Annotated in this window: 13 protein-coding genes; 6 read left to right on the forward strand and 7 right to left on the reverse strand. The window is 65.4% G+C overall.

Annotated elements, in window-relative coordinates; genetic code table 11:
* Positions 1–126: 126 nt before the first annotated feature.
* Positions 127–390 (forward strand): DUF7662 domain-containing protein, encoded by a 264-nt coding sequence (locus GA0061098_RS09030; RefSeq protein ID WP_165637245.1) that lies wholly within the window; start codon positions 127–129, stop codon positions 388–390.
* Positions 391–557: 167 nt separating this feature from the next.
* Here GA0061098_RS09030 and GA0061098_RS09035 read toward each other — a convergent pair whose 3' ends face one another.
* Together GA0061098_RS09035 and GA0061098_RS09040 are read right to left on the reverse strand one after the other, a co-directional pair.
* On the reverse strand, positions 558–3,434 hold the full coding sequence (locus GA0061098_RS09035; protein WP_018318723.1) for an EAL domain-containing protein: 2,877 nt from the start codon (positions 3,432–3,434) through the stop codon (positions 558–560).
* A 140-nt stretch (positions 3,435–3,574) separates the two neighbouring features.
* Complete coding sequence (locus tag GA0061098_RS09040; protein WP_091955982.1) at positions 3,575–4,573, reverse strand: NAD(P)H-quinone oxidoreductase; 999 nt, start codon at positions 4,571–4,573, stop codon at positions 3,575–3,577.
* 109 nt (positions 4,574–4,682) lie between these two features.
* On the opposite strand from GA0061098_RS09040, the gene GA0061098_RS09045 reads away from it, so the two are divergent.
* Positions 4,683–4,874 (forward strand): DUF1192 domain-containing protein, encoded by a 192-nt coding sequence (locus tag GA0061098_RS09045; RefSeq protein WP_018318721.1) that lies wholly within the window; start codon positions 4,683–4,685, stop codon positions 4,872–4,874.
* Between the two features lie 599 nt (positions 4,875–5,473).
* Positions 5,474–5,983, forward strand: a complete 510-nt coding sequence (rcdA, locus tag GA0061098_RS09055) for a protease adaptor protein RcdA (RefSeq protein WP_091955984.1) — start codon at positions 5,474–5,476, stop codon at positions 5,981–5,983.
* A 204-nt stretch (positions 5,984–6,187) separates the two neighbouring features.
* On the opposite strand, the gene rpmE is transcribed toward rcdA, so the two are convergent.
* Positions 6,188–6,415, reverse strand: coding sequence for a 50S ribosomal protein L31 (gene rpmE / locus GA0061098_RS09060; RefSeq protein WP_007599895.1), 228 nt, complete (start codon positions 6,413–6,415; stop codon positions 6,188–6,190).
* A 197-nt stretch (positions 6,416–6,612) separates the two neighbouring features.
* Between rpmE and GA0061098_RS09065 the strand changes: the two genes are divergently transcribed.
* The gene (locus GA0061098_RS09065) at positions 6,613–8,463 is read left to right on the forward strand and encodes an ABC transporter ATP-binding protein/permease (RefSeq protein ID WP_091955985.1); all 1,851 of its coding nucleotides are present in this window, start codon (positions 6,613–6,615) and stop codon (positions 8,461–8,463) included.
* Positions 8,464–8,650: 187 nt separating this feature from the next.
* Here GA0061098_RS09065 and GA0061098_RS09070 read toward each other — a convergent pair whose 3' ends face one another.
* The 4 genes from GA0061098_RS09070 to GA0061098_RS09085 form a co-directional block, all read right to left on the reverse strand.
* Complete coding sequence (locus GA0061098_RS09070) at positions 8,651–8,866, reverse strand: hypothetical protein (protein WP_091955986.1); 216 nt, start codon at positions 8,864–8,866, stop codon at positions 8,651–8,653.
* Positions 8,867–8,954: 88 nt separating this feature from the next.
* The gene (locus GA0061098_RS09075) at positions 8,955–9,401 is read right to left on the reverse strand and encodes a GNAT family N-acetyltransferase (RefSeq protein WP_091955987.1); all 447 of its coding nucleotides are present in this window, start codon (positions 9,399–9,401) and stop codon (positions 8,955–8,957) included.
* On the reverse strand, positions 9,401–10,429 hold the full coding sequence (locus GA0061098_RS09080) for a peptidoglycan -binding protein (RefSeq protein WP_091956046.1): 1,029 nt from the start codon (positions 10,427–10,429) through the stop codon (positions 9,401–9,403). Before GA0061098_RS09080 ends, GA0061098_RS09075 begins: the two co-directional genes overlap by 1 nt.
* A 144-nt stretch (positions 10,430–10,573) precedes the next feature.
* The gene (locus tag GA0061098_RS09085) at positions 10,574–11,593 is read right to left on the reverse strand and encodes a flagellar motor protein MotA (RefSeq protein WP_165637246.1); all 1,020 of its coding nucleotides are present in this window, start codon (positions 11,591–11,593) and stop codon (positions 10,574–10,576) included.
* 169 nt (positions 11,594–11,762) lie between these two features.
* Between GA0061098_RS09085 and GA0061098_RS09090 the strand changes: the two genes are divergently transcribed.
* Positions 11,763–12,782 (forward strand): SAM-dependent methyltransferase, encoded by a 1,020-nt coding sequence (locus GA0061098_RS09090; RefSeq protein ID WP_165637247.1) that lies wholly within the window; start codon positions 11,763–11,765, stop codon positions 12,780–12,782.
* Between the two features lie 231 nt (positions 12,783–13,013).
* Positions 13,014–14,207, forward strand: a complete 1,194-nt coding sequence (locus GA0061098_RS09095; protein ID WP_091955990.1) for an efflux RND transporter periplasmic adaptor subunit — start codon at positions 13,014–13,016, stop codon at positions 14,205–14,207.
* Positions 14,208–14,210: the final 3 nt, after the last annotated feature.

Consider the following 14,210-nt stretch of genomic DNA (forward strand, 5'->3'; position numbering starts at 1 on the left):
CCCGAAATCTTGAGTAGTGTTTAAGGTGGAACAGCGCTGCCGTAGTGAGTTAAGAATCGGTTTACGCCGCTCACGGTTTTGGGCAGATCTCCTGCGAGCAGACCGGTTTCGGACGAGAGGACTGATGTGAACGACTACGACGCGTTGCGCGACTATCTGCTGCGGCAGAAGCAGGCCGAATTCGTCCTGAGCTTCGAACAGATCGAAGAGATCATCGGTGCGGCCCTGCCGCGCGCGGCCAATCGGGCCTCATGGTGGGACAGCCTGCGCAGCCCCGACATCCAGATGCCGCAACGCGAAGCCTGCCTTGCTGCCGGGTTCAAGGCAATGCGGATGCCGGACGGCCAGAGCGTGCGGTTCACGAAGATGAAGAAGGACGGGCGGCGGTAGCGGCGGAGCACCCGGTCAGGTGGGTGAAGGTCTCTCCATATCCAACAGTATCGTAGGGTGGGCAAAGCGAAGCGTGCCCACGACTTCTGTCGCAGTGCTGGATGGATGGTGGGCACGGCGCAAGTGCGCGCCCACCCTACGATACCGGATTCGGGAGGGACGAGCGCCTAGCTCGCCGCTTCGAGCCGCACTTCCGTCAGCAGGCGCATCGCCGCGTCCGCGTCCATCGGCTCGCCGAAGGCAAAGCCTTGCGCGTATTCGCACCCCATCTGGTAGAGCTCGACCGCGTCGGAATCGGTCTCGGCGCCTTCGGCGACCACGTCCATGCCGAGGTCGTGCGCGAGCGCGATGATCGACTTCAGGATCACCGGGCGGGTGCCGCGGTTGGTGGTGCGCACGAACGATTGGTCGATCTTGATGGTGTCGAACGGGAAGCGCTGCAGATAGGCCAGCGAGGAATGGCCGGTGCCGAAATCGTCGAGCGAGAGCCCGGTGCCCAGCTCGCGGATCCGCGTCAGCATCTGCGCCGCGTGCTCCGGATTCTCCATCACCAGCGATTCCGTCAATTCCAGCTTGAGCGTGCCGCGCGCCACCGATGAGCGCGACAGCACGGTGCGGATGTCGTGGATCAGATCGTGGCGCAGCAATTGCCGCGAGGAGACGTTGACGGAGGCGAAGATCGGCTCGCGCGAGCGCATCGCGCGCTGCCAGATCGAGAGCTGCTTGGCGGTCTGGTCGAGCACGAACATGCCGAGGTCGACGATCAGGCCGGTCTCTTCGGCGATGGTGATGAATTCCGAGGGCGCCATGCGGCCGAGCTTCGGGTGATCCCAGCGCACCAGCGCTTCGAAGCCGGCGACCGAACGATCCTCCAGCCGCACGATCGGCTGATACAGGATCGTGAGCTCCTGTCGCTCGATGGCGCGGCGCAGCTCGCTCTCCAGCGTCAGGCGGTCGGTCTTCCGCGCGCGCATGGCGGGCTTGTAGACGTCGATGCGGTCGCCGCCGATGCGCTTGGAGTGATACATCGCAAGCTCGGCATCCTTGATGATCTCGTCCGTGAGCTGAACTTGCGGATCAGAAAGCGCGAGACCGATCGAGGCCGTGAGAAAAATCTCGCGATCGTTGAAGGCGATCGGCGCCCGGATGGTCTTGCGGATGGTCTCGGCGAAGGCGGTGATGCGGGCCGGGTCCTGCTCCGAGAGCAGGATCAGGCCGAACTGATCGCCGGCAAGCCGCGCCAGCGTGTCCTGCGGCTTCAGGATGCGGGTGAGGCGGCGGGCCAGCGTCAACAGGATGGAATCGCCGACCGCGATGCCGACGGAATCGTTGACCTGCTTGAAGCGGTCGAGGTCGATCACCATCAGCGTCGGTCGCAGCGTCGGCATGGTCTTGGCGAAATGCGCCACCGCACCCAGCCGGTCCATGAACAGTTTGCGGTTGGGCAGGCCGGTGAGGTTGTCATGCACGGAATCGTGCAGCAGGCGTTCCTCGGCGTTGCGCAGCTCGGTGACGTCGGTGAGCGTGCCGACCACGCGCGAGACCTCGCCGTCCGAGCCGACCACCGGGCGCGCCTTCAGCGCGAACCACATGAAATGGCCGTCCGGCGTGCGCAGGCGGAAATCCTGCACCAGTCGGCCGCGGCGCTGATCGAGCACGCTGTCGAGCGCGGCGCGGAAACGGTCCTGGTCGAGCGGATGCAGCACTTCGAGCCACGAGGCGGCCGGGCCTTCCAGCGTGCCGCGCTTCAGTCCGAGCAGGGCTTCGGTTTCGGGGCTGGTGAAGACCTTGTCGGCGGAGACGTCCCAGTCCCAGATCAGATCGCCGGAGCCGGCCAGCGCCAGTGCGCGCCGCTCGATGTCGGAGACCACGCCGGTGGTGGCGCCGCCGCCGGCAAAGGCGTGCTGCATCACCGTGAATCCGATCAGCATCACGATCAGCACGAGGCCGCCGAGCAGGGCAGGGCCGACGATGTCGTTGGTGACGGAACCTGCGACCGTCATGCCGGCCGCGACCACCCAGACCACCAGCAGGAACCAGGTCGGGATCAAGAGCACTGCGCGGTCGAAGCCGTGGGTGGAGAGATAGACAATCAGCGCGAAGCCCGCGAAGGCGATCAGCACCAGCGAGATGCGGGCGATGCCGGAGGCCACCGCGGGATCGAACAGGGCCAGCGCCACCAGCGACCCGAGGAACGCGAGCCAACCCACCGTGATGTGCGAATAGCGCACATGCCAGCGACTGAGATTGAGATAGGCGAACAGGAACACCAGCAGCGTGGCCGCCAAAATCGCTTCGCCCGCCGCGCGCCAGATGCGCTCGGCGTTGTTCGACATGTCGAGCACCTTGCCCCAGAAGCCGAAATCGACGCCGATATAGACCAGCACGGCCCAGGCCAGCGCCGCGGCGGCCGGGAACATGATGCTGCCCTTCACCACGAACAGAATGGTCAGCACCAGCGCCAGCAGGCCCGAGATGCCGATCACGATGCCCTGGTACAGCGTGAACGAGTTGACCTTGTCCTTGTAGGCTTCCGGCTCCCACAGATAGAGCTGCGGCAGCTTGTCGGTGCGCAGCTCCGCGACGAAGGTGATGACGGCGCCGGGGTCGAGCGTGACGCGGAACACGTCGGCGGTCGGGCTTTCCTGTCGCTCCGGCCGGTCGCCGGTGGAGGGCGTGATGGTCGCGATGCGCGACAGGCCGAGGTCGGGCCACAAGAGCCCCGAGGAAACGATGCGGTAATGCGGGGCGACGATCAGGCGGTCGAGCTGGTCGTCGGTGTTGTTGGCGAGCGCGAACACCACCCAGTTCTGGCCGCCCTCGCGGGCGCGCACTTCGATGCGGCGGACGATGCCGTCGGTGCCGGGCGCGGTGGAGACCTGGATGCGGTCCGCATCGCTGCGCTGATGCTCGAGCACGCCGGTGAGGTCGATCGCGGGCGCGTCACTGCGGACGCTGACGGCGTCGAGCGCGCGCGCGGGATACGCGGCGACAAGAATCATGAGGCCCAGCGCGATGGGCGCGAGGCACCTGATCAGACGCAAGGCCAGTTCTCCGCGTTCGACGCAAACTCTTCAGGTGAAGACGATTTCAGACCGAACGGGATGAGTTCGGTGCGTCGCGATAGATGCCACGAAAGCAAGGAAAATCAAAGGGTTTCCGCCGCCGCCTGTGGGCCGGAGGCCTAGACCTCCAACACAATTTTGCCAATATGTGCGCTCGTTTCCATGCGCCGGTGCGCATCGGCCGCCTTTTCCAGCGGGAAAGTGCTGTCCATCAGCGGTTTGACGCGGCCTTCGCGCAAAAGTGGCATCACTTTCGCTTCGATTGCGGCCACCATCGCCGCCTTGTCCGCATTACTACGGGGGCGCAGGGTCGAGCCGGTATGGGTCAGGCGTTTCACCATCACCTTGGCGATGTTGACGTTGACCTTGGGCCCGTTGAGCGTCGCGATCTGCACGATCCGGCCATCGACCGCGGCGGCATCATAATTGCGATCGACATATTCGCCGGCGACCATGTCGAGGATCAGGTTGGCGCCTTCCTTGTTGGTCGCTTCCTTGACCACGGCGACGAAGTCCTCGGTCTTGTAATTGATGGCGCGGTCGGCGCCTAATTTGAGGCAGGCGTCGATCTTGTCCTGCGATCCGACGGTGACGAACACTTTCGCACCGAACGCCTTCGCCAGCTGGATCGCCATGGTGCCGATGCCGGAGGAGCCGCCATGGATCAGCAGGGTCTCGCCTTCCTTCAGGCCACCGCGCTCGAACACATTGTGCCAGACCGTCATCAGGGTTTCCGGCAGCGCACCGGCTTCCTTGATCGACAGCGCCGGCGGCACGCTCATCGCCTGGGCATCCTGGGCGATGCAGTACTGCGCATAGCCACCGCCGGCGACCAGCGACATCACCTTGTCGCCGATCTTGTGCCGCTTGGCATTGCTGCCGACGGCAACCACTTCGCCCGCGATCTCGAGACCGGGCAGGTCGCTGGCGCCGGGCGGCGGCGGATAGGCTCCCGAGCGCTGCGCAACGTCGGGCCGGTTGACGCCGGCGGCCTCCACCTTGACCAGGATCTCGTCAGGACCGGGCTGCGGCAGTGCGCGTTGTTCCGGGACCAGCACCTCCGGTCCGCCGGGCTTGGAGATGGCGACCACGGTCATTTGCGCGGGCAGCTTGTCCATGATGTGTCCTTGGGTGAAGGTGCGGGATGAACGAGGCCCTTGCTTAGCCAGCGTGATCCAAGCTGGCAACCGCCTCAGCATTGTGTGCGCGAACGCAGGAGGAACGAGGATGGCGACGGAAGACGACGACCGCCCGCGCAAGAAGATCAGCCATGAAATCGGGCAGGACCTCTCACTCTTGTCGGTCGAGGAACTGACCGAGCGCGTCACGCTGCTCAAGACCGAGATCGCAAGGCTGGAAGAAGCCGCCACGAAGAAGCGCGCCTCGCGCGATGCGGCGAACAGCTTTTTCAAGTCGTAGGATTTTCACGACTCTCGTGTCCCGGACGCGGTGCGGCACGCAGTGACGCTCCGCAGAGCCGGGACCCACGTCTCGCCAAACACCATCTCGCGTCGTCATTCCCGGGCGGCGCGCAGCGCCGAGCGACCATGCGCAATTGCGCATCGTAGCTCGCGACTTCGTCGCGCCCCGGAATGACGGCGGAGAGTTTTGTTCCGCCCCCCGCTCGGTCACTGGCCGACATGGCTAACGAACCCTCAAAAAATTCGCTCGTTTACGGTCGATTAAGCTTTCGGGTTTATGACTGGAACTGTCCTCGTTTGGACACCGAGTGGCTCCTGTCCACTCTGTTTGACGCCTCCCTGTTATCAACTTTCAAAGCCGCCGGTCTCCGGCGGCTCTTTTTTTGCGCACGGGGTTTCGAGCGGCGTGGCTACCGCTTCGCGTCAAGAATATGCGTCAAAACAAGAGTCTCCGCCCAGTTGCATTCCGAGGAATGACCCGCGGAAACCATATCCGCGCTTGTCACTGGACTCCGCGTCCCGCCCGCGCAATGATTTGTTCATCATAAGCCGGCGCCAAAGCCGGGCAGTCAAACAGTTGCGTAAGAGGCGTTAACCATGGAACGTTTGCAGGCCGACGGCGCTCTCGTTCAACTCAGCGAGCGGTTCACCAATTCTGCGGCGTTCGGCGTCCTGTTCCGTGAGGGCATGGACCTCGTCGAAGAGACCGCCGCCTATCTCGACGGCGCCGGCCGCACCGAGGCCAAGGCGCTCGACCGTGCCGTCAGCCTCACCTACGCAACCGAGAGCATGCGTCTCACCACCCGCCTGATGCAGCTCGCCTCGTGGCTGCTGCTGCACCGCGCGGTGAAGGAAGGCGAGATGACGCTGAGCCAGGCCAATCGCGAGAAGACCAAGGTCAAGCTCAGCGCCGCCGATCCCGGCCCCTCCGACACCATCGAGAAGCTGCCCTCGCAGCTCCAGGACCTGATCCATCGCTCGATGAGCCTGCAGACCCGTGTGCGCCGCCTCGACACCACCATCCACACCCCGCCGGCCGAACACATCGCGATCGGCAATCCGCTGGTGCCGCACCTCAACGCGCTGAAGGCGGCGTTCGAGCGGTAAGGTTCACAGGTGCCGTAGGGTGGGCAAAGGCGCGCAGCGCCGTGCCCACCATCTCTCAATTGGGACTACAACAAGGGTTTGGTGGGCACGCTTCGCTTTGCCCACCCTACGAATTCTCGGTCTTGGTCGAGAACGCACCCCCACAAACAAAAACGCCCCCGGCTCTCCGGGGGCGTTTTTCGTCTCCAGCCTTTGCGGGCCGGATCAATCCTTTTTGAGAAAGCCCGAAAACTTCTTCTGGAAGCGCGAGACGCGGCCGCCGCGATCCATCAGCTGGGCATTGCCGCCGGTCCAGGCCGGGTGCGACTTCGGATCGATGTCGAGGTTCAGCGTGTCGCCTTCCTTGCCCCAGGTCGAGCGGGTCAGGTACTCGGTTCCGTCGGTCATCACGACCTTAATTGTATGATAGTTCGGGTGAATTTCGGCTTTCATGGCAATTCCTCGGCGCCCCGGCGCCTTCTTGGGTGGCTATCGAATGACGGATTTGGGCGGCTCTATACCTCACGAAACCCGCTAAAACAAGCCATCCCGGCCGGTGAACCGGGTTTGCCCCCTAAGGGACTTCCCGGATTTGCCACTACCCTTGCCCCGGCCTATTGGGAGCAAACGAATGCAATGGGTTGGATCTCATGAGCGCAGTGGAACGGCTTGATGACCAGTATGCCGATCAGCCCGGAATGAACGCCGCGGACACGCCCTCGATCGAGGCCGAGCTGATCGAAGAGCCGGCCAAGGGTCGCGCCAAGCTGCGGCCGCTGCTTGCGCTGGCGCCCTATGTGAACCGTTATCGCGGCCGGGCGGCGCTGGCCTTCGTCGCACTCACGGTCGCGGCCCTGACCACGCTGCTGGTGCCGGTCGCGGTGCGCCGGATGATCGATTTCGGCCTGACGCCCGAGGGCATCGAGCTGATCAACAGCTACTTCTCGGTGATGCTCGCGGTGGTCGGCGTGCTCGCGCTCGCCAGCGCCGCACGCTACTACCTCGTGATGACGATCGGCGAGCGCATCGTCGCCGATCTCAGGCGCGACGTGTTCGCCCATCTGCTGTCGCTGTCGCCCGCCTTCTTCGATTCCGCACGCAGCGGCGAGCTGATCTCGCGGCTCACCGCCGACACCACCCAGCTCAAATCGGCCGTCGGCGCCTCCGTGTCAATCGCGCTGCGCAATCTGATGATGTTTCTGGGCGCCGCGGCGATGATGGTGATCACCAGCCCGAAGCTGTCGGGCTTCGTGCTGCTGGCCATCCCTCTGATCGTGCTGCCGCTGGTTGCCTTCGGGCGCTGGGTGCGGCGTCTGTCGCGCAATGCGCAGGACACGCTTGCCGAGGCCTCCGCCTATGCCGGCGAGCTGGTCGGCGCGATCCGCACCGTGCAGGCCTATACCAGCGAGCCATTCGCCGAGAAGCGTTTCGGCGGCGAGGTCGAGCAGGCCTATGAGGCCGCGCGCACCTCGACCCAGGCGCGCGCCGTGCTCACCGCCATCATCATCTTCATCGTGTTCGCAAGCGTGGTCGCGATCCTCTGGATCGGCTCGCATGACGTCCTCACCGGCGCGATTTCGCCGGGCCGGCTCGGTCAGTTCGTGCTTTATGCGGTGTTCGCCGCAGCCGGCCTCGGCCAGCTCAGCGAGGTCTGGGGCGAGGTCTCGGCGGCATCAGGCGCGGCCGAGCGGCTGTTCGAGATCCTGCATGTGCAGCCCGACATCAAGGCGCCCGCGTCTCCCCGCGCGCTGCCGGTGCCGGCACGCGGCGAAGTCGGCTTCGACCGGGTCAGCTTCGCCTATCCGGTGCGGCGCGACGTCAATGTGCTCGATGCGGTGTCATTCACGGTGCGGCCCGGCGAGAAGGTCGCGATCGTCGGTCCGTCCGGCGCCGGCAAGAGCACAATCTTCCATCTGCTGCTGCGCTTCTACGACCCGCGCAGCGGCGCGATCTCGCTCGACGGTGTGCCGGTCAAATCGGCAGATCCGCGTGATTTCCGCGCGCGCATCGCACTGGTGCCGCAGGAATCGAACGTGTTCGCCGCGAGCGCCCGCGAGAACATCCGCTTCGGCCGACCCGATGCGACCGATGCCGAGGTCGAACGCGCCGCCGAGCTCGCGCATGCCGCCGAATTCATCCGCCGCCTGCCCGAAGGTTTCGACACCCCGCTCGGTGAGCGCGGTGTGACGCTGTCCGGCGGCCAGCGCCAGCGCATCGCGATCGCACGCGCGATCCTGCGCGATGCGCCGCTGCTGCTGCTCGACGAAGCCACCTCCGCGCTCGACGCCGAGAGCGAGACGCTGGTGCAGACCGCGCTGGAAGAGCTGATGCGCCACCGCACCACGCTGGTGATCGCGCATCGCCTCGCCACCGTGCTGTCCTGCGACCGCATTCTGGTGATGGACCAGGGCAAGATCGTCGAGCAGGGCACGCATGCCGAGCTGGTGGCCGCGAACGGGCTCTATGCGCGGCTGGCGAGGTTGCAGTTCGAGGGGGCGTGAGGCGCTGCGATCGGCGTGGGTTCTGCGATCGTCACTACAATCACGGTGTCATTCCCCGCGCACGCGGGGAATCCAGTACGCCGCGGCTCCTCGGTTCTAACCTCACTGTCTCGGAGTACTGTCATCACCCGCTTTCGCGGGTGATGACAGCGGAGCTTGGGGCAGGTGCTTCGCGCCACTCGGTCAGCTACCGGCACTTCGGCGATAGCGCAGGCACGTTTGGCCACGGCCAGTTCTTCCAGCTGCCGTCCTCTCCGACGCAGGCTGAGGCTGATGCCGTCTCTGTCGATTTGGAGACCTCGGGCGCAGCAAAACGCTGGTCGACATAGGTCGTCGATAGATATCCGGCGACGATGACGCCCAGAAACACCGAGGAACCCTTGGCAAGATCGCGCAGCCGCATCGATCGCCTCCATTCGCTTGTCATCGCTGACACAACGAATAACCGACCTCGCAGGATCCCTGCGTGACAGGCCTCACGCCCGCCAGAATTACGCCCGCCAGGCCATCTTCAGCACCGGCCGGCCCGAGGTCGGGTTCACGTCGTCGCCGGCATGCGCAAAGCCGTTGCGCTCGTAGAAGCGGATGGCGCGAGAATTGTCCTTGTTGACGAGCAGCGTGATGCCTGATGGCGACAGGCGTTTCGCTTCGTCGACCAGCAGCCGGGCGGCGTCCGAGCCCCAGTGATCAGGGTCGACCACGAGCTGGTCGAGATAGCCGTCGCCGTCGATGGTGACGAAGCCGGTGAGGGCACCATTCTGCTCGGCGACGACAATGGACGCCTTCGGTACCAGATCCCTCAGCCAACGCTCGCGCCACCATTCCAGCCGTGCCGCGAAGTCGATCTGCGGATAGGCCTGCTGCCAGGTGCGATGCCAGAGGTCGATTGCGGCGGCTTCGTCGGAGGCCGCGTAGGGGCGGAGATGTATCGCGCTCACTACCGCTCCGTCAGCTTCAGCTCGATGCGGCGATTGCGCTTGTAGGCCTCTTCCGTGTTGCCGGGATCGAGCGGCTGGAATTCGCCGAAGCCGGCCGCGACGAGGCGCTGGGCGGGCACCCCGAGCGAGACCAGATATTGCACCACCGAGATCGAGCGGGCCGCGGACAGGTCCCAGTTCGACTTGAAGTTCGGACCGTTGACCGGACGCACATCGGTGTGGCCATCGACGCGCAGCACCCAGGGGATGTCGCTCGGGATCTTCTTGTCGAGCTCGATCAGCGCGGCTGCCAAGGTGTCGAGCTCGGCGCGGCCCTCGGGCAGAAGCACCGCCTGGCCAGTGTCGAAGAACACTTCGGACTGGAACACGAAGCGGTCGCCGACGATGCGGATGTCCGGGCGGTTGCCGAGGATGGCGCGCAGGCGGCCGAAGAATTCCGAGCGGTAGCGCGACAATTCCTGCACGCGCTGCGCCAGCGCCACGTTGAGGCGGGAGCCGAGATCGGCAATTCGATTTTGCGATTCCTTGTCGCGCTTCTCGCTGGCGTCGAGCGCCTCTTCCAGCGCCGCCAATTGCCGCCGGAGCGCGCTGATCTGCTGGTTCAGCACCTCGATCTGGGCCAGCGCCCGCGCCGAGACCGCCTTCTCCGAATCCAGCGCCTTGCCGAGCTCGGAGGTCTTGCCTTGCGCGTCGCTGCCGGCGGCAGCGAGGCCATCGTAGAGGCCCTTGATGCGGTCGCGCTCGGTCTCGGCCGAGGCGAGGCCGGCCTTCAATTGCGAGACCTGGTCGTCGAGCGTGAGCTTGCCGAGCTTCTCCAGCGACAAGAGCTCGTTGAGCTGGGCGATCTTGGCGTTGAGCTGCTCCAGCGCCTTGTCCTTGCCGGTGACCTCCTGCGACAGGAAGAACTGCACCACCAGGAACACCGACAGCAGGAACACGATCGACAGCACCAGCGTCGACAGCGCGTCGACGAAGCCGGGCCAGTAGTTGAAGGCGCCTTCGCTGCGGCGGCCGCGCGCTAGAGCCATGTTGTCCGTCTCCACCTTCGTCCCGGACGCGATGCAGCGTGTAACGCTGCTTCGCAGAGCCGGGACCATATTGTCCCTGACGCTGGGCCCCGGCCCAGCGACGCATCATTTCATGCTGCATCGCGTCCGGGGCACGAGATCGTCTCAGCTCTTTTCCGGCTGGCGGGCGATGCGCTCCAGCAGGCGCCGGATCTCGCGGTTCTGCTCGCCCTGGCCGTCGGCCCATTCGCGGATCATCTGCTGCTCGGTGCGCATGTGCGAGACCAGGGCCTGGATGGCTTCGGCAAGGCTCGCCATCGCCGCCGTGGTGCCGCGGCTGGCGCTGCCTTCCTCGAGCACTGAGCGTAAGCGTTCGACCGCGGCCTGGAGCTCGCCGCTGGCGACCCCGCCGCCGCCGGAAGCGACCGCGACCTCGCCGCTGCCATATTCGCGCACGGTGGTGGCGAGCCAGTCTTCGAGGTCGGTGTAAAAGCGGTTCTGGGCCTGGCTCGATTGCAAATCGAGGAAGCCGAGGATCAGCGAGCCGGCGAGGCCGAACAGCGAGCTGGAGAACGAGATGCCCATGCCGCCCAGCGGGGCTGCGAGGCCCTCCTTCAGCGTGTCGAACAGCGCGCCGGAATCGCCGCCGACCTTGAGCCCGTCGATCACCTTGCCGACCGAGCCGACCGTCTCGATCAGGCCCCAGAAGGTGCCGAGCAGGCCGAGGAAGACCAGGAGGCCGGTCATGTAGCGCGAGATGTCGCGGGCTTCATCCAGGCGGGTCGCGATCGAATCGAGCAAATGCCGCATGGTGGTCTGGGTGATCGACATCCGCCCGGAGCGCTCGCCGCCGAGGATCGCCGCCATCGGCGCCAGCAGTTTCGGGTGCCGGGCCGGCGCCAGGCCAGGATCGGCGATGCGGAAATTGTTGACCCAGGACACCTCAGGGTAGAGCCGGATGACCTGGCGAAAGGCCAGGATGATGCCGATGAACAGCACGCCGCCGATCAGGGCATTGAGGCCGGGATTGGCGAAGAAGGCCTGGATGATCTGCTTGTAGAGCACCACGCTGACCAGCGCGCACAGCACCAGGAAGACCAGCATCCGCACCAGAAAAACGCTGGGTGAGGATAGCTTTGTGTACTCGATATCCATGGGGGAGCGGGGCGAGGTGCCTGACGGCATGGCCGGTATCATCCATTCCAAAAGCTTGCGTGCGGCGCGCACTATGGCACAGCGCCGGCTCAAAAAAAGCGCCGGATGCGCCGATTTCGGGGACAGCTCGGGGAACCCGGACCGCAAGCGGGGCTTTGATAAGCAGGTATCTGCAGAGATTCGCCATTCCGGGGGGCGCATGAGCGTCGTTTCCGCGATCATCGGGACTGCCGAACGCGTGCCGCTGCCGGACGTCTTGATTCGCGCCGCGATCCAGCGCCTGTGCTCCCGCAGCGCAACCCGCCTCGCCGCGCATGATGCGGCCGCCGATGCCGCTTTCGCCGGGCGGATGATGCTGCGGCCGATCGCCGAAAACGCGGAGGCCGGGCGTGAGGAAGTGCCCGCGGCGTTCTTCGCCGGTGTGCTCGGCCCCAGCCGCAAATATTCCTGCTGCTTCTACAGGACCGATGCGACCACCTTGCAGGAGGCGGAGGAGGAGGCGTTGCGCCAGACGGTCGAGCATGCCGGCCTCGCCGACGGCCAGACCATCCTTGAGCTCGGTTGCGGCTGGGGCTCGCTGTCGCTGTGGATGGCGCGGCAGTTTCCGCACGCCAAGGTGACGGCGGTGTCGACCTCGCAGGCGCAGCGCGCTTATGTCGAGGAGGAGGCGCGGCGGCGCGGCTTGCTGAACCTGCGCGTGGTCACTGCGGACATGAACGTGTTTGCGCCCGACGGCGAGTTCGACCGCATCGTCTCGGTCGAAATGTTCGAGCAGATGATGAACTGGCGCAAGCTGATGTCGCGGCTGCGGTCTTGGCTCGCGCCGGATGGGCGCTTCTTCATGCAGATCGTCACCCATCGCTCCGGCTCGCAGCTGTTCGACCGGCTCGATCGCGAGGACTGGATCGCGCAGCACGTCTTCACGGGCGGGCTGATGCCGAGCCATCACCTCGTCAGGCAATTCCACGACATCTTCACGGTCGAGAAGGAATGGTGCTGGAGCGGCGCGCATTATCAGCGCACCGCCAACGACTGGCTCGCCAATTTCGACGGGCACCGGGATGCGATCGAGGCGCCCCTGCGCCAGGTCTATGGCGAACAGACCTGCCTGTGGATGCGGCGCTGGCGCTGGTACTTGCTCGCGACGTCGGGCCTGTTCGGTTATGCCGATGGAACCGAATGGGGCGTCAGCCACTACCGGATGAAAGCTGCGGGGTAATTGCGATGTTCCGCCGCAGCACGCCGCGATGGAACCTGACTCACAATCAGGTGAGTCCATAAAAGTTACATAAGTTCAACAGGATACATTGTGTGACAATGAGCCGCCTGCAGCACGCGTTGCATCGCAGCAGGTGCATTCTATTTTGACGGCATCAGCCGCACGGAATCGCCCAGAACGGGCCGCGCGCGGAGCGTGATCAGTTTCAACAATATCGGGGCACTTAACTTCATGTCAGGACTTCGCGCGCGATCGGCATGCGTTGCTATGATGCTCGCGGCCCTTGCGCCGCTGCTTGGTGCTTGCGACGAATCCAGCTCCGCCATTTCCGCTGCCCCGCCGGCCTATCCGGACGTCAGCATCGTCATCGTCAAGCCGCAGCCGCGCGCTGTGGTCCGGGAACTGCCGGGCCGCATCGCGCCGACGCGTGTCTCCGACGTGCGGCCGCGCGTGTCCGGCATCGTGGTCGAGCGCCTGTTCCGCCAGGGCAGCGAGGTCAAGGCGGGAGATGCGCTCTATCGTATCGATCCGCGTCCGTTCGAGGTCGAGGTGTTGGCCAACGAGGCCGCGCTCGCCAAGGCGGAGGCCGCGTTGATGCAGGCCAAGCAGCAGGCGCACCGTATCGCCACGCTGACCAGCCAGCGCGCCGCGCCCGAGGCCGAGAACGAGAAGGCCGTGGCCGCCGAGCGCCAGGCCCATGCCGAGGTCGAGGGCCGCAAGGCGGAGCTCGCGCGGGCAAAGCTCAATCTCGACTATGCCACCGTGCGCGCGCCGATCGACGGCGTGGTCGGTGCGGCTCTCGTCAGCGAGGGTGCGCTCGCCGTGCAGAACGAGACCAATCTCGCCACCATCCAGCAGCTCGATCCGATCTATGCCGACTTCACCCAGTCGGTGAACGAGCTCAACCAGCTCCGCCGCGCCTTCGAGACCGGCGACCTCGAGCGCATCGCCTCCGATGCCGCCAAGGTGCATCTGGTGCTCGACGACAACACGCTCTATTCGCTCGACGGCAAGCTGCTGTTCTCCGACGCCAAGGTCGATGCCCACACCGGGCAGGTGACGTTGCGCGGCGAGTTCCCCAATCCCAAGCGCGAGCTGCTGCCGGGCATGTATGTCCGCGTCCGCATCGACCAGGGCCTCGATAGCGACGCGATCGCGGTGCCGCAGCAGGCGATCCAGCGCAATGGCGGCGGCGGCAGCGAAGTGTTCGTCGTCAAGGACGACAACCACATCGCGGTGCAGCCGGTGCGCACGGGGTCGGTGCAGGACGGAATCTGGTTCGTCACCGAAGGCCTGAAGGCCGGAGACAAGGTCGTGGTCGAGGGCTTCCAGAAGTTCGCCGCCGGCGACAAGGTCAAGCCGCAATCCTGGTCGGAGGCGGACGCGACCGCGGACAACCGGCACGCCCAGAAGCTCACGCGGTAACGC

Origin of the sequence: Bradyrhizobium shewense, assembly GCF_900094605.1 — a bacterium.
GTDB classification, from domain to species: Bacteria; Pseudomonadota; Alphaproteobacteria; order Rhizobiales; family Xanthobacteraceae; genus Bradyrhizobium; species Bradyrhizobium shewense.